Raw genomic sequence first — 22,989 nt, forward strand, 5'->3', positions numbered from 1 at the left:
TACCACCTCGCGCGCGGTCTGTAGACCCGGCAACCAGCCCCTCCCCAGGGGCCGCAGGGGCCGGAACCGGCCACCTGCGCCCCTGTGGCAGCCTCCATCCGTCCTGTTACACTACGCGGGCTCCGTCTTACGGAGCGTCACGATGACCGGAGAGCTTGGAGGGGACATGAGTAGGCCGACCGTCCTGTTAGTCGGGGCCGACAGTTATGTGCTGAGGGCCTGCGAGCGCCACCAGGTGGACGCCGTCGTCATCAGCAACTCCGGTGCGTACGAGTCGGGCAGGATCAAACTGCCCCCCGGCGGACGGGTGATACGCGTCGACGAGGTCACCAACGTCGAGGACATACTCGGAGCCCTGCACCGCGAGGGACTGGGCGGCCAGAAGTTCGACGCGGTGCAGACCACCTGGGAGTACGCCGCCGTCACCACCGCGGTCCTCGCCCGCGCACTGGGCTGTCGCACCATCGACCCGGTCACCGCACTGCACTTCCGCGACAAGTCGCTCCAGAAGGCCCGCCTCAGGGACGCCGGCGTCCCCGTCACGCGGGCCGTCGTCGTTCCCGACGTCTTCGACGTCTCCGAGGTCCCCTTCGACTTCGAGCGCGCCGTCCTCAAGCCCATCGCGGGCGGCGGCACCACCTCCACCAGCGTCGTGACCTCCCGCAAGGACCTGGAGGACGCCAGCCGGGCCTTCCGCGAGCAGAAGGAGACCAACCGCACCTTCCTGCTGGAGGAGTTCGTCGAGGGCGACGAGTGGATGGCCGAGGGCATCGTCTTCGGCGGCGAGGTCATCTTCTTCGGCCTCGGCGCCTACACCGAGCCGTGCCTCGAAGCCGTCACCGGCCAGGTGCCCATCTCCCTGCGGCGGTTGGACCCCACCAAGGAGGCGGAGGCGTACGCGAGCGCCGAGCCCGTGGTGCGTGCGGCCATCGCCGCGCTCGGCCTGCAGGACAGCGTCTTCCACATGGAGCTGTTCCGCGAACCGGGCACCGGACGGATCGTCTTCAGCGAGTGCGCCGCCCGCCGCGGCGGTGCCCTCACCCAGGAGCAGGTGCACGCGAAGTTCAACGTCGACCTCGCCGAGGCCGCGCTGCTGTGCGCGCTGGGCCGCCGCCCCGAGCTGAAGGTCAGCGTCACCCCCGACGTCATCGGCTGCGTCGGCTTCTACGGCAGCGCGGGCACGGTCATCAGCTACCCGACGCCCGACGAGCTGATCGCCGAGCCCAACGTGATCTTCGCCCAGACGTACGTGCCGCCGGGTGCGACCCTCTCCACGAAGTTCTCCGCCTCCGCCGACATGCTCGGCGCGATCCTGCTGGCGACCGAGACCGTCGAGGACTTCGACAACCGGGTGGTGGAGCTGCGCGACTGGATCGACGAGCGGCTCGTCGTCGCCCGCCCGCACCTCAACAGCGGCCAGCGCTGGGCCTGGCAGGCGGCCACCTGGCCCGACCGCGAGTACCGCGACTGGCTGTACGAGGGCCGGTGAGGCGCAAGGCCGCCGCCGCGCGCGACCTCTCCCGCCCGCGGGCCGGCGGCACGCCCGCCGCGCCCGCGGGCGGCGGGCCGGCGGCCGGGGCGCCCCGGGCGCCGGGACCTGAGGCCGCGCCGCCCGCGCCCCCCGAGCCGCCGCGATTAGCGGACCCGCGGCCCGGCCGGCTGCGGGCCGCCGTGCGGCGGACGCTGCCCGAGCCCGGGCCGCAGCGGCTGCTGGCCGGGGCATCCTTCGCCGTCACCGTCGGCGGCGGGATGCTCGCCGGCACCACGATGCTCTACCTGACCCGGGTCGTCGGGATGTCGGCGGTACGCGTCGGGCTCGGGCTGACCGTCGGGGCCGTGCTCGGGCTGGTCTTCGGGCCGTACATCGGGCACCTCGCCGACCGGCGCGGCCCGCGCGAGGTGCACGTCGCGACGATGCTGTGCGGGGTTGCGGCCACCGCGGGCTTCGCGGTGGCCCGCACCTTCTGGGTGCTCGTGCTGGTCTCGCTGCTGACCACCGCGGTCGGCTCCGCGGGCCAGGCCAGCCGGGCGCCGCTGATCCGCGCGCTGGCCGGCGCCGACACGACCGCGTACCTGGCCTACCAGCGCGCCATCACCAACGTGGCGATCATGGCCGGCGTCCTGATCGGCACCGTCGGCATCCAGCTGGACTCGGGACCGGTCTACGTGGGCCTGATCCTGGCCGCCGCCGGGACCTTCCTGGCCGCCGCGCTGATCCTCACCCGGCTGCCGCACGTGCCGCCGCTGCCCGCAGACCCGGCGCACAGCCGGTGGGCGGCCCTCACCGACCGCCCCTACCTGGCGGTGACGCTGATCAACGGCGGGATGTCGCTGCACCTGGCGGTGCCGACCTTCGCGCTGCCGCTGTGGATCGTGGAGAACACCTCCGCGCCGCGGGCGGCCATCACCGGGATCATGCTCGTCAACGGGGTGCTGGTGGTCGCCCTCCAGGTCCGGGTGAGCCGCGGTGTGACCGACCCGCGCACCGCGGGCGTACGGATGCGCTGGGCCGGGGCCGCGCTGCTGGCCGCCAGCGTCCTGATCGGCGCCATGTCGGGGCTGGCCTGGTGGTCGGCGCTGCTGGTGCTGCTGGCCGCCACCGTCGTGTACACCTTCGGCGAGCTGTGGCAGGCCGCCGCCTCCTTCGAACTGGCCTTCGGCCTGGCCCGGCCGCACCTGCAGGGGCAGTACGCCGGGGTCTTCGGGCTAGGCGCCGGCGGTGCCAACGCCGCGGCACCCGCGGTCCTGGCCGCGGTCTGCCTCGACCACGGGCAGGCCGGCTGGTGGGCGCTGGGCGTGCTGCTGCTCGGCTGCGGGGCGCTGACCCCGCGGGCGGTCGCATGGGCCGAGGCCACCAGGGGCCGGGCCGCGGCACCCGTCTGACGGTACGTCCGATCGGGTATGCTCGGGCTCCCCACAAGAACGCGCGCGGCGATTTCCCATTCGTCTTTTGTGCGGGGGCAATTCACCCGGCGGACCGGTATTTCTTCAGTCAGGGAGCAGTGGCACCGATGGCCTCTGAGGACGTGTACGGCAAGCTGATCTCGCTCCTCGACGAGCACGGCGCCAGTTATCGGATCATCGAGCACGAGCCGGAAGGTGTCACCGAAGCGGTGAGCCGGCTGCGCGGCCACGATCCGCGGCAGGCCGCCAAGTGCATCGTCATCATGATGAAGATCGGAAAGAAGGAGAAGCGGTACGTCGCCGCGGTCCTACCCGGCGACCGCCGGGTCGACTTCAACCGGCTCAAGGCCCTGTGCGGCGGCAGCTACGCCTCGTTCGCGACCCCCGAGGTCGCCGAGGAGCTGGCCGGCACACCGGTCGGCACGATCCCGCCGTTCTCCTTCGACGAGCGCATGGGCCTGTTCATGGACCCTGAACTACTGCAATTCGACGAGGTGTTCTTCAACGCCGGCCGGCTCGACCGCACCATCGCGCTGGCGACCAAGGACTACCTCGCCATTGCGAACCCCACGATCGAGCCGATCACCCAGGCCTGAAGGCCGGAAACCGCTCCTTCTGGACGGCCTTGACGACATGTGTCAGCCGCTGTAAAAATTGGCGCCTGTTTCCGGCAAGAAGAGCGCCGCCCCCTTCTCGGGGCCTGGTGGTTTTGTTCTCCTGTGCATCCAGGGCATATTGACAGGTCAGGGGAAAGCGCTTTGCTGCGTTCCAGGAACTTCCAGAGTCCGACGGGCGGTGTCGAGCCTGTCGTCATCGCACGTCGTGAGGACGTGGCCTTACGGCTGTTCGCCTTTCCGCACGCGGGCGGAAACCACACCGCCTTCCAGGACTGGCCGGCCGGCCTGCCCGACGACGTGGAGGTCGTCAGCTACACGCTGCCCGGCCGCGGACGGCGCCGGGCGGAAGCCCCGTACGAGCACCTCACCGACCTGGTGGACGACCTGGCCGCCATGGTCGCGCAGCACGACGACGGCGCCCCCTTCGCCTTCTTCGGCCACAGCTTCGGGGCGCTGGTCGCCTACGAGGTAACCCGCAAACTGGTCGACCTGCGGGGCCGATGTCCCGGCCTGCTCGCGGTATCGGCGCACCGGGCGCCCCACCTGCCGCCGGACCGGCCCGCGCACCGGCTGCCGCAGGACGACTTCCTCGACCGGGTGCGATTATGGGGCCTGATCCCCGACGACCTCCTGCACGACGACGACCTGCTCGACCTCGTCCTCCCGCCGCTGCGCGCCGACCTGCGGCTCGACGAGGAGTACGCCCCGCAGGCGCGCGGCCCGCTCCCCGTCCCCTGCGCCGTCTACGGCGGCAGCGGCGACCGTACGGTGGCCCCCGCCGAACTGGCCGCCTGGCGCGACCACTTCACGAGCGAGCCGGACCACGAGACCCTCCCCGGCGGCCACTTCTACACCGTCGAATCCCGGCCGGCCCTGCTGGCGGGCCTCACCCGGCAGTTGAACCGGCTGCGCACCGCCGCGCGACCGTCCGTGGCCGCCACCGGGGCCGCCTACCCGGCGCCGGTGCGGAGCTTATGGGCCAGATTCAGTGAGCAGGCGCACACCGCCCCCGACGCACCGGCCCTCAGCGACGGCCCCCGCAGCTGGACCTACCGCGAACTGCGCGACAGCGCCCTCGACCTGGCAGCCGACCTCGCCGCCCGCGGCACCGCCAAGGGCGACGTCGTCGGCCTGCTGCTGCCGCACTCCGCCGAGTACTGCATCACCCTGCTGACCTGCTTCGCCGCCGGCACCCCCGCGTGCCTGCTGGAGAAGAACTGGCCGCCGTCGCTGCTCGCCGGCTTCCTCGCCAGCGCCGGCGTCACCACCGTCGTCACCACCCCCGACCTCGTCGCACTGCTCCCCGACAGCCACACCGCCCCCGAGCGGCTGGTCGTGCTCACCCCCGACCGGTGGAGCCGGCGCAGCACCGCGGAGCCCGCGCAGCTCCCGGACGTCGCACCCGGCGACACCGCCCTGATCTCCATGACCAGCGGCACCTCCGGCACCCCCAAGGCGGTGCTCAACACCCACCTCGGCTGCCTGTACTGCTTCGACGCCCGCTACGCGCTCTACCCGTACGAGCCCGCCTCGCGCGACGGCCTCAACGTCTTCTTCGCCTGGGAGTGCCTGCGGCCGCTCCTGGAAGGCCGCCCCGCCGCCGTCGTCCCCGACGACCACGTCTTCGACCCGGTCCGGCTCGTCGGCACCCTGCGCCAGGAGCGGATCACCCGCATCGTGGTCCCGCCCTCGCTCTTCGAGAGCGTCCTCGACCACCCCGCCGCGGGACCCGAACTCGCCCACAGCCTGGCCCACATGGAGATCGTCTTCCTCATGGGCGAGGTCGTGCCCTCCCGCGTGGTCGACAAGGCCGCGGTCCTGCTGCCCCCGCACGTACGGCTCGTCAACGCGTACAGCACCTGGGAGAGCCTGGACGTCTCCTACGCCGACCTGCTGCCGCGCCCGCCCGGTGCGGCACCCGCGGCCCCCGCCGACTGCGCCCCCGTCGGGCGGGTCATCGACGGCACCGCGGCCGCCCTGCTGGACGAGGACGGCGCGGCTGTGCCCTACGGAGCCGTCGGCGAGCTGTACGTGGCAGGCCCCGGCGTCGCCACCGGCTACCTCGACGACCCCGCCAAGACCGCGGAACGCTTCGTGCCCTGCCCGCCCGCACTGGCAGGTTCGGCCTTCGCCGGCCACGTCTTCTACCGCACCGGCGACCGCGCCCGCTTCCTGCCCGACGGCGGGCTCGAACTCCTCGGCAGGACAGGCGACATCGTCAAACTGCGCGGCTTCAAGGTGTCGCTGCGGTCCGTCGAAGCCGCCCTGGAGGACCAGGAAGGCGTCGCCCGCGTCATCGTCCGCCCCGTCCAGGACCCGCACACAGGGCAGCCCGCATACCTGCTCGCCTACGTCCTCGGCGACGACGGCACCCCCTCGCCCACACTGCTCGCCCGCACCCGCAGCAAAGCCGCCCGCGACCTGCCCGCCTACGCCCGCCCCCGGCACGTCATCGGGCTCGACGCGCTGCCCTTCACCCGCAGCGACTCCCGCAAACTCGACCTGTCCGCGCTGCCCCCGCCGCCACCCGAAGAGCCCGACACCGCAGGGCCGCTCAGCACCGCAGAACAACGGGTCGCCGACGCCTGGACCGAAGTGCTCGGCCTGCGCACCGCCGCGCCCGACGACAACTTCTTCGACGCGGGCGGCGACTCCCTCAGCGCCGCCCGCCTCACCGGCCTGCTCGCCGAGCGGTACGGCATCGCGCTGCCCGTGGTCGACGTCTTCCAGTACGCCACCCTGCGCGAACTCGCCGCCCGCTGCTCGGGAGACCCGTCGGCCGCCGCCGAACCCGAACGCCCGCGCCCCGCCCGGCAGGACAACCCCAGGATCGCCGTCGTCGGCATGGCAGGACGCTTCCCCGGGGCGCCGGACATCAACGCCTTCTGGCAGAACCTCAAAGACGGCACCGACTCGCTGACCGTCTTCACCCCGGACGAACTGCGGGCCAAAGGCGTGCCCGAGGAGGTCGTCACCCACCCGCAGTGGGTCGCCGCCGCCCAACTCGTCGCCGACGCCGACGCCTTCGACGCCGAGATGTGGGGCATAGGGCAGCGCGAAGCCCTCCTCATGGACCCGCAGCACCGGCTCTTCGTCGAAGTCGCCGCCACCGCCATGGAACAGGCCGGCTACGCCCGCCGCGACAATCCCTACCGGCGGCGCACCGGGGTCTTCGCCGCCTGCGGCATCGACGGCTACCTCATCCACCACCTCGACGGCGGCGGCCTCACCCGCCCACTCGACCCGGCAGGGCTCTTCCTCACCGAGATCGGCAACGAGAAGGACTACATCGCCACCCGGGTCGCCTACCTCCTCGACCTCGGCGGACCCGCCGCCACCGTCACCTCCGCGTGCAGCAGCGCACTCGTCGCCGTCGCCCAGGCCGCGCAGGCGCTCGCCTCCGGCCAGTGCGACATGGCCCTCGCGGGTGCCTCGTCCCTCAACTTCCCCAACTTCGGCTACCGGTACGAAGAAGGCCTCGTCGGCAGCCCCGACGGGCGGGTCCGGCCCTTCGACCAGGCCGCCGACGGAACGCTCTTCGGTGACGCCGTCGGGGCGGTGGTGCTCAAACGGCTGGAGGACGCCGTCGCCGACGGCGACCACGTCTGGGCCGTACTCGCCGGATACGGCGTCTCCAACGACGGCCGCAGGAAAGCGGGTTACACCGCGCCCAGCGCCCGCGCGCAGGAGCAGTGCATCTCCGACGCCATCGGCATGGCGGGGGTGGGATCCGAGCAGATCTCGTACGTCGAGTGCCATGCGACGGCCACGCATGTCGGCGACGCGATCGAGGTCAGCGGGCTGAGCTCGGCCTTCGCCCGGCACCGGGCGGAGGCCGCAGGGGCGCCCGGCGCGGGCGAGTGCGCACTCGGGAGCGTGAAGGGGAACATCGGGCACGCCAACTGTGCTGCCGGGATAACCGGCTTCATCAAGACGGTGCTGTGCCTGCACCATCGGGAGCTGGTCCCGACGGTGCACTTCGAGGCGGTCAACCCCAAGCTCGTCGACTTCATCGACGCGGACGGCTCGCCCTTCACCGTCCAGACCCGGCACGAGCCGTGGTCCGTCCCGGCCGGTCGGCTGCCGCGCCGGGCGGGGGTGAGCAGCTTCGGGATCGGCGGGACCAATGCCCACGTCGTGCTGGAGGAGTTCCCGCAACGCGACGTGGCGTCGCCCCCGACCGCGGGGGCTTCCTCGGCCCGCCCCGGACCCGCGGTGGGTGGTGGGTTGCGCGCGCCGTTCCCCGCGCCCCTTGGTGTGCCCTCTGGGGGAGAGGGTGCCCTTGCGGGGGGCGGTGCTTTTCAGGGGCGCGGGGAACTGCGCGACCAGCCACCGGCGGGGCGCGGGTCGTCACCGGCCGAAAGGGGCAGTTCGGATCGCTCCGGACCACCGGGCGCGCTGCGGCTTGTCGGCGCGTCGGCGCGGAGTGCGGGGGCCGTGGAGCGCGGGATGGGCGCGCTCAAGGCGGTGTTGGCGGGGCGGGGCGGCGAGGAGACGCGGGCGCTGGTGCGGGAGTGGCATCTGACGCGTGAGGCGCACCCGGTGCGGCAGGCGGCCGTGCTCGACACGGGGACGGGGGAGTGGTCCACCCCCCTCACCGGAAGCGGCAGCGGCGCCGGCACCGTCGCCTTCGTCTTCTCCGGGCAGGGCTCGCAGACCGCCGCGATGGCCCGCGGCCTGTACAGGGGGCGCTTCCGGCGGCACTTCGACGCCGCCTGCGCCGCCCTCGGCGGGCACCTGGGGGAGGACCCCGGTCCGCTCGTCCTGGGCGCGGACGACACCACCGTGCAGCGCCCCCTGGTCACGCAGTGCGGCCTGTTCGCCGTCGAGTACGCGCTCGCCCGCACCCTGGTGGACCTCGGGGTGCGGCCCGTCGCCGTCGCGGGGCACAGCATCGGGGAGTACGCGGCCGCCGCGATCTCGGGGCTGCTCACCCTGGACGAGGCGGCGCTGCTCGTCGCCGTACGGGCGGGCGCGACCGAGGAATTGGCGGACGCGCACGGCGGCATGCTGAGCGTCCTGGGCGACGAGGACCGGCTGGCCGCCTGGCTCGCGGGCCGCGATGGCCTGTGGACCGCGGCCCGCAACGCCCCGGGCCGCACGGTGGTCTCGGGCACCCCCGAGGCCTTGCGCGCCGCGGCAGTGGAACTGCCGCCGCTCGGCTTCGGGTGCAAGCCCGTACCCGTCTCGCACCCCTTCCACAGCCCCCTGATGGCCCCGGTCGCCGCCCGGCTCGACGCCGCCGCCGCCGACCTGCCGGTACGGACGCCGGATGTGCCGACCGCGAGCAACCTGACCGGCACGTGGGTCGACGCCCGCCACCAGCCGCAGACGTACTGGGGCGAGCACGTGACCTCGGCGGTGCGCTGGAGCGAGGACGTCGCCGCCCTGCTGAAGTGGGCGCCGGACGTGATCCTGGAGGTCGGACCCGGCGGGGTCCTGACCTCGCTCACCGCCAAGTGCCTGGACGCCGGGGCGGATTCCGCCCCGCGGACCCTCGCGTGTATGCCGTACGCGGCGGACCCGGAGCAGGACGACGAACCGGCGCTGCTGTCGGTGCTGGGCGAACTGTGGTGCCACGGCGTGGACCTGGACTTCGCCGCCCTGCACGAGGACGACCCCGTGGGCGACCCGGCGCTGCGGCTGCTGCTGCCGACGTACTCCTTCGAGCGCAGCCGCTACTGGACGAAGCCGGACGCCTCCCCGTACGCGGGGCGTGCGGAGCGCCAAGTCCCCACACCGGCACGTCCGTTGGTGCGGCACGTCGCCAAGCCGGGTGCGAGCACCCGGATGTACTGCTTCCCCTACGCGGGCGGCGACGCCGCCGCCTTCCGCTCGTGGGCGCACGCGGCGCCGCCGTGGCTGGACGTCGTGACGGTCGAACCGCCGGGCCGCGGCGGCCGGGCGGAGCTGCCCGTACCGGCCGACGACGGCGCCGACATGGCATGGCTCGACCAGGTCGCCGATGCCGTCAGGGCCGACGCGGGGCAGGCCGCGGTCGTCTTCTGCGGGTTGAGCTTCGGTGCCGGGCTGGCCCTGGACCTGCTCGGCGGGCCGCTCGCGGACTGGGCGGGCGACGGCAGGGTCGCCGCCTTCTGCGCGGTCGGCCGCGCCCCGCTGGGCCGGGGAGCAGCGGAGGAAGCGCAGGACGCCGACGCGTACCTGATGGCCCCTGACGAGGTCAGGGCGGACCCGCGGTGGCAGCGTACGGTGCTGCCGCTGCTGCACGCCGACCTCGCGTGGGACGCCCGCACCGAGGCCCGTGTCGCCGCCCGCCCCCCGGTCGGCGTCCCGCTCCAGGTGCACTGCGGCACCGCCGACCCGTCCTTCCCGCCGGACGCGGCCCCCTTGTGGGCCGCCGCCACGTCCAGCCCCGTCGTGGACGTCGAAGTCCACCCGGGCGCCCACGACTTCATGCTGCACGCCCGCGACGCGATCCTGGCCCGCGTCACCGCCTTCGTCGCCCGCCTCACCCCGCCGCCGCCCGCGCCCGCGGGCACATGGGACGGGCGGCTCCACGAGGTCACCTGGGTGCCGCTGCCCGCGGCGCAGGGCGGCGGCCGCCGGCGGGCCGTGGGCCGCTACAAGGGCGGCGACCCCCGCAGCGCCCTCGCCTTCCTGCGCCGGGAACTGACCGCGGCTGACCGGGAGGCCGTGCTCGTCTGCCCGCCGCCGCGCGGCATCGGAGCCGAGGCGTACTGCGCCGGGTGGCTGGACCTGCTCAAGGGCCTCGCCGGCGCCGAGGCCCGCGGCGGCCTGACCCTGGTGCTGCCCGCCCAGGAGAGCAGCGGCCTGGTCGCGGGGCTCACGCGGACCTTCGTGCTGGAGGAGGCGGGCGTGACGGTGCGGCGGGTGCACGTCGCCCCGTGGCCCGCGGGCGGCGTCGACGTCGAAGCGGTGCTCCGGCGGCCGGACGCGCACCCGGGGGAGCAGGACCTGCTGCTGCGCGGCGGGCACCTGCTCGCGCGGCGGCTCGCGCCCGCGGTGCTGCCGGAACTGCCGCCCGGGACGTTGGGCCAGGTCGGCGGGGGATACCTGCTGACCGGCGGGACGGGCGGGGTCGGGCGGGCCGTCACGGACTGGCTGGTCCACCACCAGGGCGTACGGCCCGGGCAGGTGACCGTCACCGGGCGCACCGCACCCGCGGGGCTGCGGGAGGGTGTGCGCTTCCTGCCGCTGGACCTCGCGGAACCCTTCGACGCGGGAGCGGTCGCCGCGGAGACCGGGCCGCTCGCCGGGGTCTTCCACCTGGCCGGCGCCCTGGACGACGGCGTCCTGCGCAATCTGGACGCGGCCCGGCTGCCCGCGGTGCTCGCGCCGAAGCTGGCGCTGCCCCGGGTGATGGACCTGGCAGCGCGGGCCGGGGCCGCCTGGGTGACCGCCTTCTCGTCCACCAGCTCCCTGCTGGGCGCGGCGGGGCAGGCCAACTACGCCGCCGCCAACGGCTGGACGGACGCCCACGCGGGACCGTTCCCGGACGGCGGACCGCAGCTCGCGGTCGTCAGCTGGGGCACCTGGGAGGGCACCGGCATGGCCGCGGGGAACGCCAGAGCCGGTGACGCGGCCCGCTCCGGCGGGGAGACGCCGCTGCCCGCGGGCACCGCACTGGCCCTGCTGGGGAAGGTCGTGTCGGGCCTGCTCGCGGGCGCCCCGCCCCGCCACCTCGCCGCCTGCGACATCGACTGGCCGGCCTCGCCCTGGGCGGGGGCGCCCCTGGTCGCGTCGCTTCCCGCGGGCCATGCCAGGCCCGCCGCCCCGGCCGGCGCCAACGCGGCCGCGGACGCGGACGCCCCGGCTGCGGACGGGCAGCCCGACGCCTTGCGCAGCTTCCTCGGCGCGTACGTCCACCGCTGGGACGAGTCGCGCCGGCTCGCCGAACTCGGCCTGGACTCCCTGGACTTCGCCCGTATGCGGGGCGACTTCGCCCGCACCTTCGGAAAGGACGTGCCCTTGTCCGCCATCGCCCGGCCCGACCAGCGACTCGGCCAGCTCTACGCCTTCCTGTCCGAGTGTTGACCTCGGCCGTACGACCTCAACCCGCGGGAGCCCGCCGATGTCCGTGACCGACGGCCCCCCGCAGACCGACCGGGGAACCGCCGCGCCCGCCGAGGTCGCAGAGCGCGACGCCGCCGACCGGCGCCTCGCCCCCGTCCTGCACGACCTCGTCGCGGGCCGCAGCCCCGGGCCGAAGGAACTGGCCGAACTGGCCGCGGCGGCCCGGGCCGACGGCGTACAGCCCGCGTTCGACCCGCACGGACCCGCGGCGGAGCCCGGCGCCCTCGCCGCGGAACGCGCCGGGCTGCTGCCCCGGGTGTGGGAGCCCTTCGCCGCCTGGTGGCGCTCGTACTTCCCCGGCAGCGACCCCGCCGGCGCCCCGCTGGCGGACCTGTGGCGGCTGTATCTGCCGCTGGCGCAGTGGATCGTCCGCGAGAAGCGCAGCCGCCGCCCCGGCGAACTCTTCGTGATCGGCTTCAACGGCAGCCCGGGCGCCGGGAAGACCGTACTGACCAGCGCGGTCGCCGCCGTCCTCGACCGGCTGCTCGACCCGGTCGCCGAGGGGCGCGCGCTGGCCCGCAGCGGCGACGACTGGTACCTGCCCAGGAGCGCCCGCGAACCGCTGCGCGCCCGCGGCTGGGACCCGGGGGTGCCCGGTGTCACCAACCGCTCGCTGCCCGGCACCCACGACATGGACTGGCTGCTGCGCAACCTGCGCGAACTGGAGCACAGCACCGCGGACAGCCGCCTGCTGCTCGGCAACTTCGACAAGAAGGCCGACGACCAGCCGGAGGCGGCATTCCCGGTGCGCGGCAAGGTCGGCGTCCTGCTGTTCGACCTGTGGTTCGCCGGCGCCGAGACCGCCGTGGACCCGCTGGCGCTGCCCGAGGGCCTGCGGCGCCGGGTCGCCGAGCACCTGCCGTCGTGGGGGCCGGTGTTCGCGCGGATGGACGCGCTGTGGGCGTACCAGTGGCCGTCGTTCGAGCAGATGGTGACCGAACGCGAGGCGCAGGAGCGGCTGGTGGAGGCCCGGCACGGCCGCCGCGGCCTGACGCCCGACGGCATCCGCGCCTTCATGGCGTACATGACCGAGCAGAGCTGGGATTGGCGCACCACCTCGCCGATCCCCCCCGACCGGGTGGTCACCTTCCGCGCATGGCGGGACTCCGGCCACCGAGTGATCGCCGTCCGCAAAGGAGCCCGAGCAGCGTGAGCCAGGCCAGGGGATCGTCGTCCCGACACCACCAGCACCACGAGCAGCAACAGCACGCGGCGGACCGGGCGTTCGCCATGTCCGACGTCGTGCGCCAATACCGCGAACTCGTCGAGGAAGAGCGCAGCGGCAGCGCCCTCGTGCACGACACCGTGGTGATCGGCGGCGGGGCCGCGGGCGCCGGGGTGCTGCGCGACCTGGCCTCGCGCGGCAACGCCAGCGCCCTGCTGGTGGACCGCGGCCCCTTCGGCGGGCAGACGTCGAGCAAGACCGGCAAGGCCATCCACCCCGGCATCCGCTACCTGCGGATGGCCTTCCACCGCATGCTGCTGGCCGCGCACCTGCGCAGGGACCCCAAGATCAAGCAGACCACCGCACAGAACCTGCGCGGCGCGTGGCTGGACCTGCAACTGGTCTGGTACGGCACGCGGGAGCGCAAGATCCTGATCGAGACGGCCGACGACACCGTCGAGGAGATCCCCAACATCGTCTTCGTGCTGCCCGACAGCCCGGAGAAGAAGTGGGCGGTCTTCTTCGGGATCTCGCTGTATGACCTGTTCACCACCCTGTGGGCGTGGTGCGGGCTGCAGGCCAGGTTCAGCCGCGTCAAGCTGTTCCGCAACGGCAAGGCCCTGCACCGCGAACTGCCCAACCTGGACGCCGAGGACGTCGTCGGCGGCATCCTCTACTGGGACGGCAAGGCCAACAACGACAAGATCCTGGTGCTCAAGGCGATCAGGGACGCCTACTACCGGCGCAGCGCCGGCCACCCCATCCGCGCCCTGAGCCATGTCGAGGTCGTGCACCACGAGTGGCACGCGGACCGGGCCGCCCCCGGCGGCGGCCACTTCACGGTGACCCTGGCCCGCCGCTTCGACCACGACGACCTGCCCGAGCAGGTCACGGTCAAGGCGCACACCCTCACCAACGCGGCAGGCCCGTGGGTGGACCAGGTGCGCAACCGCACGGCGGAGCCCGACGGCAGGCAGTCGGTGGTGTACTCGCGCGGCACCCATCTGGAGGCCACCAACCGCTTCATCCACGAGGCGCTGACCGCCGACCCGCGCCTCCAGGTCGGCCTGGTGCCGCTGAACGCCGAACGCCAGCACTACCTGCGGCCCTTCCAGCAGCACGGCCTGTGGTACGTGCAGTGCACCACCACCGACCGGGCGCACACCGACCCGGACCTGGTGGTGCCGGAGGAGGACGAGATCGAGGAGCTGCTGCACTCCTACAACGCCCTCGTCGACGACCGCTGGAAGATCGGCCGCCGGGACATCTTCAACGTCTTCTGCGGCATCCGCCCGCTGGCCTCCGGCGACGGCGGCAAGATCGCGGTGCAGGACATCTCCCGGATGTTCCGCATCACCCGCAGGGAGCACGGCGGCGGCCCGGTCTTCGACATGGTCAACGTCAAGCTCACCGAATTCCGCTGGGCGGGCCGCGAGGTGGGCGAGCTGATCGCCAAGGAGGTGCGGCGCAGGACCTCCCGGGTGCTGGGCCGCTCCACCACTCGCACGCTGCCCTTCCTGAACGTGCCCGGCGAGCACCGCTACACCCCCGGTGGCGCGGAACGCCACTGGGGCGACCGGGAGTTCGTGGCCGAGAAGGTCGCCCACCACGTCCGCCACCAGATGGCGGGCAGCTACGCGGACTACCTGCTGAACACCGGCGCGGTCAGGGACGCCGTCGTCTTCGACGGCGAGGGGCGCTGCGACATCGACCTCGCCGTGCTCGAACTCGTCCTGGACGAGATGGCCGCGCTGCTGGGCTGGGACACCGACCGGCGGCGGGCCGAGTGGGAGGGCTTCGCCGAGGTGTACGGCCGCAACATGGCGTGGGCCGACCTCGGCGAGAAGGTCCGCGGCCACAAACCGGCCGAGCCCTTCAGCGTGCCGGGCGCCGCGGCCGGCGCCACCGAATGACCCCGGGCGGGAGCACGGCACCGCCGACGTGAGCCACGTGTGCACCATCTCCAGGCGAGAGGGGTAAGGCGTGTACTTCGAGAAGGACGCGAGTCTGCACGACATCGAGGACGAGGTCGTCGCCGTCGTCGGCTACGGCATCCAGGGCAAGGCCTTCGCTGCGAACCTGCGCGACAGCGGGGTGCGCGTCGTCGTCGGCAACCGCGACGACGACTACCGCAAGGCGGCGCTCGCCGACGGCTTCGACACCCGGCCGATCGCCGAGGCCGTCGCCGCCGCGACGACGGTGCTGCTGCTCATCCCCGACGAGGCCCACCAGGAGGTGTACGGCAGCCAGATCGCCCCCGGGCTGCGCGACGGCGACCTGTTCGTGCTGGCGCACGGCTTCTCGCTGCGCTACGACCGGATCGCGCTGCCGGACGGCATCGACGTGGCGCTGCTGGCGCCGAAGATGTTCGGCAAGCCCATCAGGCAGCGCTACACCGAGGGTTCCGGGGTGCTCGCCTTCCTCGACGTGGTCGAGGACCGCACCGGGCGGGCACTGCGGCGCACCCTCGGCATCGCCAAGGCCGTGGGCTTCACGCGCTACGGGGTGCTGCCGGTGCCGCTCGCCACCGAGACCGAACTCGACCTCTTCCAGGAGCAGTTCCTGACCCCGCTGCTGCTGGATGCCTTCCGCACCGCCTTCGAGGTGCTGGTCGGGGCGGGCTGCGACCCGGTGCCCGCGCTGCTGGACATGCACGCTTCCGGTGAGATGGCCGAGATGATGGTCGAGGCGGCGACCACCGGGATCTACGAGGTCATCGAGCAGCAGGGCTCGCCCACCTGCCGCTTCGGCGTCCAGAAGTACCTGGGCACCCTGCTCGGCCCCGACGTGCGCGCCAAGGGCGAGCGCATCCTCGGCGATATCAGGAACGGGGCCTTCGTCGAGGAGCTGAGCCGCGAGGCGCAGGCCGGCTACCCGAGCCTGGCCGACTACCGGACGGCGTACGAAGCAGGCGCGATGACCCGCACCCACGACACCTACCGCGCCATCCTCGGCCACCCGTGAGGAGGGGGCAGTGACCGCACAGCAGCACTCCGCGTCCCGCGGCGGGCGCGACGACGCCGTCCACGGGCGGCTCCTGGCCGACGACACCCGGCACGTCCTGCACCCGTGGGCCGACCTGAGCACCCTGGGCAAGCAGGACCCGCTGGTCATCACCGGCGCCGAGGGCGTGGAGGTGGTCGACAGCCGCGGACGGCGCTACCTCGACGCGATCGGCGGCATGTGGTGCGTGACCGTCGGCTACGGGCGTGAGGAGATCGTCGAGGCGATGGCGGCGCAGGCGCGCGCGATGCCGTACTTCACGCCCTTCGGCGACGTCGCCAACGAGCCGGCCATCGAACTGGCCGCGCAACTGGCCGCGTTGGCGCCCGGCGACCTGAACCGGGTGCACTTCACCACCGGCGGCTCCACCGCCGTGGAGTCCGCGGTGCGGGTCGCCCACCTCTACCACGCGGCGCTCGGCCGCCCCGGCAGGCGCCATGTGCTCTCCCGCACCGACGCCTACCACGGCAGCACCTACCTTGCCGCGTCGCTGTCGGGCAAGCAGGCCGACCGGGTCCGCTTCCGGTACGAGGACACCTGGGTGCACCACCTGGAAAGCCCCGGCCACGACGCCGACGACACCTCGGTGTCCGCCGCCGAGCGCCTCGCCGGGCTGATGGCCGGGATGGAGGCGGCGATCGACCGGATCGGCGCGGAGAACATCGCCTGCTTCGTCGCGGAACCCGTGCTCGCCTCCGGCGGTGTCCTGGTGCCGCCGCCCGGCTACCACCAGGCCACCCGGGAGCTGTGCGGGCGGCACGACATCCTCTACATCAGCGACGAGGTGGTCACCGGCTTCGGGCGGCTCGGCCACTTCTTCGCCTCGCAGGACAGGTTCGGCATCGTGCCGGACATGATCACCACCGCCAAGGGCCTGACCTCCGGCTACCAGCCGCTGGGCGCCGTACTGATCTCCGACCGCATCGCGGGCACACTCGCCGAGACCGCCGACCCGGACAAACCGGTGTTCTCCAACGGGTTCACCTACTCGGGGCACCCGGTGGCCTGCGCGGCGGCCCTGGCCAACATCGAGCTGATGCGCCGCGAGGACATCTGCGGCCATGTCCGCGACGTCGGCCCGTACTTCATGGACCGGCTGCGCGAGCTGCGCAGTTCGCCGATCGTCGCCGCGGTGCGCGGCGACCACCTGATGGCCTGCGTCGAGTGCCGGGTCCCCGGCGAGAGCGGGCCGACACCGCGCAACATGGCGCTCGCCCACCGCGTCGACACCTACTGCGAGGCGGGCGGGCTGCTGGTCAGGCCCTACGAGAACCTCTGCATCATGTCGCCGCCGCTGGTCGTCGGCGCAGCGGAGATCGACCGGATCGCCGGCGTCATGGCCGACGCCCTCGCCCGGGCGGAAGCGGACCTGCGGTCCGGGACCGCCGCCGCCGGATAGTGCCGCGCGCACCCAACACACCGTGGGAGAAGACGTATGGAAGCACTCCAGGCCGTCCTGGACTGCCGTGGACTCAGCACGGCCCTGACGGTGTTACGGGTCAAGCAGGCCGCCAGCTCCGGCACGGCACCCGACGGCCCGCTGCACGTCCTGCTGGGCGAGCACTGCCGCCGCGAGGAGGTCTCGCGCGCGCTCGGCGACGTCGCCGACCGCGTACGCTACGTCGGCCCGCCCGGCGAGGAGCCCTCGGCGCTGCCGCAGAGCGACGGGCCGCAGCACCCGCCGGAGGACCCCTGGTGGAAGCGCCGCGACCTGCGCTACGACCGGGGCCGGCTGCACCTGGGCGGGGTGGACATGGACCAGCTCGCCCGCCAGGTCGGCACACCCGCGTACGTGTGCAGGGCAGGCCGGGTGCGGGAGAACATCGAGCGGATCTCCGCGGCACTGGCCGCGGCGGGCCTCGACCACCGCATCTACTACGCCATCAAGGCCAACAGGTCGCCCGCGCTGCTGTCCTACCTGCGCACCTCCGGGCTGTGCGGTGTCGACGTGTGCTCCACGGGGGAGTTGACGCACGCACTGGGCTGCGGCTTCCCACCCGGCATGATCTCCTTCACCGGCACCTCGCTGTCCCGCCACGACATCGAGGTGCTGGCCCGCTTCACCGACCTGCGGGTCAACTTCGACTCGGTGTCGGCCCTCGACCGCTTCGGCCGCTCCTGTCCCGGCCGCGACGTCGGCCTGCGCATCAACCCGGCCGTCGGCGTCGGCTACCAGGGCGACGAGCGGCTGAGCTACAGCGGCGCCGCCACCACGAAGTTCGGCATCTACCGCGAGCACCTGGCCGAGGCCAAGGCGGTCGCGGAGAAGTGGGGCCTGCGCGTCGTCCGGCTGCACCTGCACGCCGGGTGCGGCTACCTCGACGGCCAACTCGACCAGCTGGAAGCCGCGTTGGACGCCGCCGACGCCTTCACCGGCGAGCTGCCCGACCTGGCGGAGGTCAACATCGGCGGCGGCCTCGGCGTCCCGCACACCCCGACCGACGCCCCGCTGGACCTGGAGCGCTGGGCCGCGGCCGTCGCCCGGCGCTTCGCCGGCCGCGGCCTGACCGTCGCGGTCGAGCCCGGCGACTACCTGGTCAAGGACGCGGGCCTGCTGCTCACCACCGCCACCTACGTCGAACGACGCCGGGAGGTGCTCTTCGCCGGGCTCGACGCGGGCTTCAACCTCGCCGTGGAACCCGCCTTCTACGGGCTGCCCTGCGAACCGGTCCCGGTCGTGCCGCGCTGGGAGGAGGGCACCGAGACGTACACCGTCGTCGGCAACATCAACGAGGCGCTCGACCAGTGGGCGGTCGGCCACCGCATGACCCGGCTGCGCGAGGGCGACCGCGTCGCCCTGATCAACTCCGGCGGCTACGCGGCCTCGATGCGCTCCGACCACTGCCTGCGCGGCGAGGCGGGCGAGGTGCTGCTGATCGACGAGCAGCCGCCGCCGGCGCCGTAGACACCGACTGCCGCACGGGGACGACGGCGTCCCCGCCCGCACCACCCACGCCAGCACACCCCACGGCCCCGCCACCGGCCCGGCCGCGTCCCCACACGGAGGAACCCGGAATGCATCTGGTCAACGACAGGCCCGTGAGGGCACCCCTGGGGGCCGACTCCCCCGAGCCGGTGCCGAGTTACGCCTTCGACCCCGCCGACCCCTGGACGCAGGTCTTCCAGGCGGGGCTGCGCCGAGCGGGCCTGCGCGGCCGCCGGGTCTACGAGGTCGGCGTCGGCAGCGGCGCCAACGTGCTGTTCATGCTCCGCGAATGCGACGCATCACGGGTGGCGGGCAGCGACCTGGACCGCCGGCTGCCCGAGGTCGCCCACAGCCTGCTGGCCAGGACCGCACCCGAACTCGCCGACCGCTTCCGGCCCGTGCACGGCCCGGTGAACCTGCTCGACGTCCACGAGGCCGTCACCGAGGCCGCCGCGGCCGACGTCGTCGTCGCCTGTCTGCCCCAGGTGCCCGACCCCTACGACCCCCTCTACGACCGCTTCCGCACCGCCCAGCTGCGGACCGCCGCCCACCGAGGCGACCCCGGCGAGGACCACGTGGCGCACTACTACCCGTGGACCGCCTTCAACGACCAGCCCTTCAACTCGGTCGGCATGGGCCTGATCGAGGCGCTGCTGACCCGGCTCAAGACCGTCGCGCCGCAGGCCGAAGTGGTGCTCAACCTCGGCTGCCGGATCGGCAAGGCGACCCTGGTGCAGGTCCTCCGCTCCTACGGCTACCGCACCGAGGAACTCGCCTCGCGGATCGTGCGGCAGCACGCGGGCACCGACATCTCCTTCTTCGCCGCCCTGGAGAACGCCATGCGCGGCACCGGCTACGAGCACGACGTCCGCTGCGAGTTCTACGCCGACCCCCAGGGCCGCACCCGGCTGTCCGCACGGGAGGCCACGTCGCTGCTCGACGCCGACCCGTCCGCGCCGGTCTACCACGAGATCTGCGTCCTGCGCGGCCACCCGCAGGCGGCGGCGACCGGGGCGACACGGTGACCGGCCTTCCCGGTGCGCCGCGCTTCCGGCAGGCGGATCCCGGCGCCCCCTTCAGCCTGCCCATCAGGAACCGCCCCTTCCTGGCCGGCTCCGCCCACCCCAGCTTCCCCGAACGCATCGGCGACGCGGGGGAGATGATCCCGGTCCTGGAGGCCGACGTGCCCGGCGGCCTCGCCGACGGTCTGCTCGCGGGCGCGGTCCGCGAGGTCGTGGACGCGGAACTGCCACTCAGCGGCGGGGTGCTGATCCGCGGCCTGCCGCTCACCGACCGGCCCGGCTTCGAAAAGCTCGTCACCGGTCTCGGCTACGAGGCGCTCGGCTACCGCGGCGGCATCGCCGTCCGCAAGAACGACTCCGGCGTCGCCCTCAAGGCCAGCGAGGAGGACCCCAGGATCACGCTGTCACCGCACAACGAGATGGCCTACCTGCCCGACTTCCCCCGCCGGGTGTTCTTCTTCTGCGAGACCGCCGCCCCCAGCGGCGGCGAAGTCCCGGTCAACGACATCCGCGAGACCGCAGCGGCCATCCCGGACGACGTCAAAGCCGCCTTCCGCACCCGCGGGGTGCGCTACCACCGCACCCTCGCCATGTCGTCCGGCCCCGGCGCCACCGGCTGGGCCGACACCTTCGGCACCACCGACCGCGGACAACTCGCCGACCACCTCGCCGCGTCGGGCTACACCTCCGAGTGGGACGGCGACGTCCTGCGCTACCACTACCGGCGCGAGGCGTTCACCACCCATCCCGAGAGCGATGAGGAGCTGTGGTTCAACCAGGTGACCGAACTGCACTGCTCCTACTGGCGCTCCCACCCCGACTTCGCCGCCGACCTGCCCGCGTACGACTACCCGGCGACCACCACCTACGGCGACGGCACGCCCTTCGAGGACGACGAGATCTCCTTCCTGCGCGGGGTGCTGTGGCGTACCACCAAGGCGGTACGCATGCTCCCCGGCGACCTGCTGGTGCTCGACAACCAGGTCGTGCAGCACGGCCGGATGGCCTACCGGGGCACCCGCCGCCACTACGTCAGCCTCAGCCGCTGAGCCGCACTCCCACCAGCTGAGACATTCCAACCGACTTGGGAAAGGCGACCCTTGGCCACCCGCAAACCCCGAGACCGGCCCCTGCGGCCGTGGTTCTCGTCCGGGCCGTGCGCCAAACGGCCCGGCTGGGACCCCGGCGACCTCAAGGGCGCCTTCGTCGGCCGCTCCCACCGCCACCCCGACGGGCGGGCACGGCTGCGGGAGGTGATCGAGCGGTCCGCACACCTGCTGGGGCTGCCGCCCGGCTACCGCCTCGCCGTCGTGCCCGGCTCCGACACCGGCGCCATCGAGTGCGCGATGTGGAACCTGCTCGGCCCGCGCGGCGTCGACGTCTGCGCCTGGGAGAACTTCGGCCACACCTGGCTCGCCGACGTCACCGACCAACTGCGGCTGCCCGACGTGACCGTCCACCGCGCCGACTACGGCCGGCTGCCGGACCTCACCCGGGTCGACTTCACCCACGACGTCGTCTTCCCCTGGAACGGCACCACCTCCGGCGTCCGCGTCCCCGACGCCGAGTGGATCCCCCGCGACCGCACCGGGCTCACCCTGTGCGACGCGACCTCCGCCGTCTTCGGCATGGACGTCGACTTCGGCAAGCTCGACGCCGTCACCTGGTCCTGGCAGAAAGCACTCGGCGGTGAAGGCGCCCACGGCATGCTCGCCCTCTCCCCGGCCGCCGCCGACCGCATCGCCACCCACCGGCCCGAGCGCCCGCTGCCCAAGATCTTCCGCATCGCCCGCGAAGGGCGGCTGCTGGACGACGTCTTCGACGGCTTCTTCATCAACTCGCCCTCGATGCTCGCCGTCGAGGACGTGCTCGGCGCCCTCGACTGGTGCGAACAGGCAGGCGGGCTCCCCGAGATGACCGCCCGCTCCCGGCGCAACCTCGCCACCGTCGCCGCATGGGTCGCAGACCGCCCCCACGTCCGCTTCCTCGCCACCGACCCGGCGACCGTCTCCCCGACCAGCATCTGCCTCACCTTCACCTCACCCACGCTCGACGCGCTGCCACCGCAGGGGCGCCACGACTTCGTGGCGCGGCTGTGCGCCAAGGTCGAGGCGGAAGGCGCCGGTTACGACATCGCCGGGCACCGCGAGGCGCCCCCCGGCATCCGCGTCTGGGGCGGGCCGACCGTCGACACCGAGGACATCGCCCTGCTGCTGCCCTGGATCGACTGGGCCTACGCCGAGACCGAGAAGGAGTTCGCATGACCGAGCCCGGCGCGGACCCGCACACCCGCGAACTGCTCACCTTCGCGGAACGCCTCGCCGACGAGGCCCGCAAACTCCTCACGGCAGCCGCCGACGTCGGGGCGGACGCCGTCCGCCCCGACATCAAGGCCGACAACAGCTACGTCACCGCCACCGACCGGGCCATCGAGTACCGGCTGCGCGAACTCGTCGCCGACGCCTACCCGGGACACGGTGTCCTGGGCGAGGAGTTCGGGGCGCACGGCCTCGACGCGGACCATGTGTGGGTCCTCGACCCGCTCGACGGCACCGCTGCCTTCGTCGCCGGCGTGCCCGTCTACGGCACCCTCATCGGCCTTGCCCGGCACGGCAGTCCATGGCTCGGCGTCATGGACTACCCCGCCACCGCCGAACGCTGGACCGGCGTCCACGGCGCCTTCGCCCGGCGCAACGGGGCGCCCGTCCGCACGAGGCCGAGTACGGACCTGGGGTCCGCGCTCGCCACCTGTTCCAACCCCGACTTCTTCGCCGCGTCCGACGCGGATCGGCTCGCGCGGGTCCGGGAGCGGGTCCAGTACACGCTGTACGGCGCCAGCTCCTACGCCTTCGGCCTTCTTGCGGCCGGACGCACCGACCTGGCCGTCGACTGCGGCCTCAAGCCGTATGACGTCTTCGCGCCCGCGGCCGTCATCTCGGGCGCAGGCGGCCACGTGTCCGACTGGGCCGGCGCCCCGCCCTCCCTGACCCCGACGTCCACCACCTACCTCTCCACCTCCACCCCCGCCCTCCACCGGGAGGTCCTCCCCCTCCTGCGCTGACCCGCACGCACGGGTGCGCCCCCCAGGGGCGCGGGGAACTGCGCGCCCAGCCCCCACCGGCCGGTGGTCCGTCTTCGACAGAAACGGCCCCTTCGGGTCGGTGACGACCCGCGCGTGGGTGGTGGGCTGGTCGCGCAGTTCCCCGCGCCCCTGGGGTGGTGGCGGTGCGTTGCCACGGGGCGGTGGTTGGGGGTTGGTCGCGCAGTTCCCCGCGCCCCCGGGGGGCGGTGGGTGGG

13 protein-coding genes are annotated in these 22,989 nt (G+C 73.4%); all 13 read left to right on the forward strand.

The genetic code is table 11. The features are described 5' to 3' along the window. Nucleotides 1-166: 166 nt before the first annotated feature. The 13 genes from JT723_RS05295 (at nucleotide 167) to JT723_RS05355 (ending at nucleotide 22,753) form a co-directional block, all read left to right on the forward strand. A complete protein-coding gene (locus JT723_RS05295; RefSeq protein WP_205043294.1) occupies nucleotides 167-1,489 on the forward strand; it encodes an ATP-grasp domain-containing protein in 1,323 nt (440 codons plus the stop codon). Continuing rightward, nucleotides 1,486-2,883: an MFS transporter gene (locus JT723_RS05300; protein WP_205043296.1), complete on the forward strand. Its 1,398-nt coding sequence runs from the start codon at nucleotides 1,486-1,488 to the stop codon at nucleotides 2,881-2,883. Before JT723_RS05295 ends, JT723_RS05300 begins: the two co-directional genes overlap by 4 nt. Before the next feature lie 128 nt (nucleotides 2,884-3,011). Continuing rightward, the gene (locus tag JT723_RS05305; RefSeq protein ID WP_205043298.1) at nucleotides 3,012-3,500 is read left to right on the forward strand and encodes a YbaK/EbsC family protein; all 489 of its coding nucleotides are present in this window, start codon (nucleotides 3,012-3,014) and stop codon (nucleotides 3,498-3,500) included. A 234-nt stretch (nucleotides 3,501-3,734) separates the two neighbouring features. Continuing rightward, nucleotides 3,735-11,537, forward strand: a complete 7,803-nt coding sequence (locus tag JT723_RS05310; protein WP_205043300.1) for a type I polyketide synthase — start codon at nucleotides 3,735-3,737, stop codon at nucleotides 11,535-11,537. Nucleotides 11,538-11,574: 37 nt separating this feature from the next. Continuing rightward, nucleotides 11,575-12,729, forward strand: coding sequence for a kinase-like protein (locus JT723_RS05315; RefSeq protein WP_205043302.1), 1,155 nt, complete (start codon nucleotides 11,575-11,577; stop codon nucleotides 12,727-12,729). Further along, nucleotides 12,726-14,654: an FAD-dependent oxidoreductase gene (locus JT723_RS05320; RefSeq protein ID WP_251512436.1), complete on the forward strand. Its 1,929-nt coding sequence runs from the start codon at nucleotides 12,726-12,728 to the stop codon at nucleotides 14,652-14,654. Before JT723_RS05315 ends, JT723_RS05320 begins: the two co-directional genes overlap by 4 nt. A gap of 70 nt (nucleotides 14,655-14,724) precedes the next feature. After that, nucleotides 14,725-15,705 carry an NAD(P)-binding domain-containing protein gene (locus JT723_RS05325; protein WP_205043303.1) on the forward strand — a complete coding sequence of 327 codons (981 nt, stop codon included), beginning with the start codon at nucleotides 14,725-14,727 and terminating at the stop codon, nucleotides 15,703-15,705. Between the two features lie 10 nt (nucleotides 15,706-15,715). Then, the gene (locus tag JT723_RS05330; protein WP_205043305.1) at nucleotides 15,716-17,143 is read left to right on the forward strand and encodes an aminotransferase; all 1,428 of its coding nucleotides are present in this window, start codon (nucleotides 15,716-15,718) and stop codon (nucleotides 17,141-17,143) included. Between the two features lie 36 nt (nucleotides 17,144-17,179). Continuing rightward, a complete protein-coding gene (locus tag JT723_RS05335) occupies nucleotides 17,180-18,649 on the forward strand; it encodes a diaminopimelate decarboxylase (RefSeq protein ID WP_205043307.1) in 1,470 nt (489 codons plus the stop codon). A 134-nt stretch (nucleotides 18,650-18,783) separates the two neighbouring features. Continuing rightward, nucleotides 18,784-19,695 carry a class I SAM-dependent methyltransferase gene (locus JT723_RS05340; RefSeq protein WP_205043308.1) on the forward strand — a complete coding sequence of 304 codons (912 nt, stop codon included), beginning with the start codon at nucleotides 18,784-18,786 and terminating at the stop codon, nucleotides 19,693-19,695. Then, complete coding sequence (locus JT723_RS05345) at nucleotides 19,692-20,741, forward strand: TauD/TfdA family dioxygenase (protein WP_205043309.1); 1,050 nt, start codon at nucleotides 19,692-19,694, stop codon at nucleotides 20,739-20,741. The genes JT723_RS05340 and JT723_RS05345 overlap by 4 nt, the downstream gene beginning before the upstream one ends. A gap of 51 nt (nucleotides 20,742-20,792) precedes the next feature. Further along, nucleotides 20,793-21,956, forward strand: a complete 1,164-nt coding sequence (locus tag JT723_RS05350; RefSeq protein WP_205043310.1) for a phosphoserine transaminase — start codon at nucleotides 20,793-20,795, stop codon at nucleotides 21,954-21,956. Continuing rightward, nucleotides 21,953-22,753, forward strand: coding sequence for an inositol monophosphatase family protein (locus JT723_RS05355; RefSeq protein WP_205043311.1), 801 nt, complete (start codon nucleotides 21,953-21,955; stop codon nucleotides 22,751-22,753). The genes JT723_RS05350 and JT723_RS05355 overlap by 4 nt, the downstream gene beginning before the upstream one ends. The last annotated feature ends 236 nt before the right edge of the window (nucleotides 22,754-22,989 follow it).

Origin of the sequence: Actinacidiphila bryophytorum (genome assembly GCF_016916835.1) — a bacterium.
GTDB lineage: Bacteria > Actinomycetota > Actinomycetes > Streptomycetales > Streptomycetaceae > Actinacidiphila > Actinacidiphila bryophytorum.

What these genes read in the sequence shown, in the direction of transcription:
- JT723_RS05335 (WP_205043307.1), top strand. Translation starts at nt 17,180, where the DNA reads ATGGAAGCACTCCAGGCCGTCCTGGACTGCCGTGGACTCAGCACGGCC.
- JT723_RS05315 (WP_205043302.1), top strand. Translation starts at nt 11,575, where the DNA reads ATGTCCGTGACCGACGGCCCCCCGCAGACCGACCGGGGAACCGCCGCG.
- JT723_RS05295 (WP_205043294.1), top strand. Translation starts at nt 167, where the DNA reads ATGAGTAGGCCGACCGTCCTGTTAGTCGGGGCCGACAGTTATGTGCTG.
- JT723_RS05305 (WP_205043298.1), top strand. Translation starts at nt 3,012, where the DNA reads ATGGCCTCTGAGGACGTGTACGGCAAGCTGATCTCGCTCCTCGACGAG.
- JT723_RS05355 (WP_205043311.1), top strand. Translation starts at nt 21,953, where the DNA reads ATGACCGAGCCCGGCGCGGACCCGCACACCCGCGAACTGCTCACCTTC.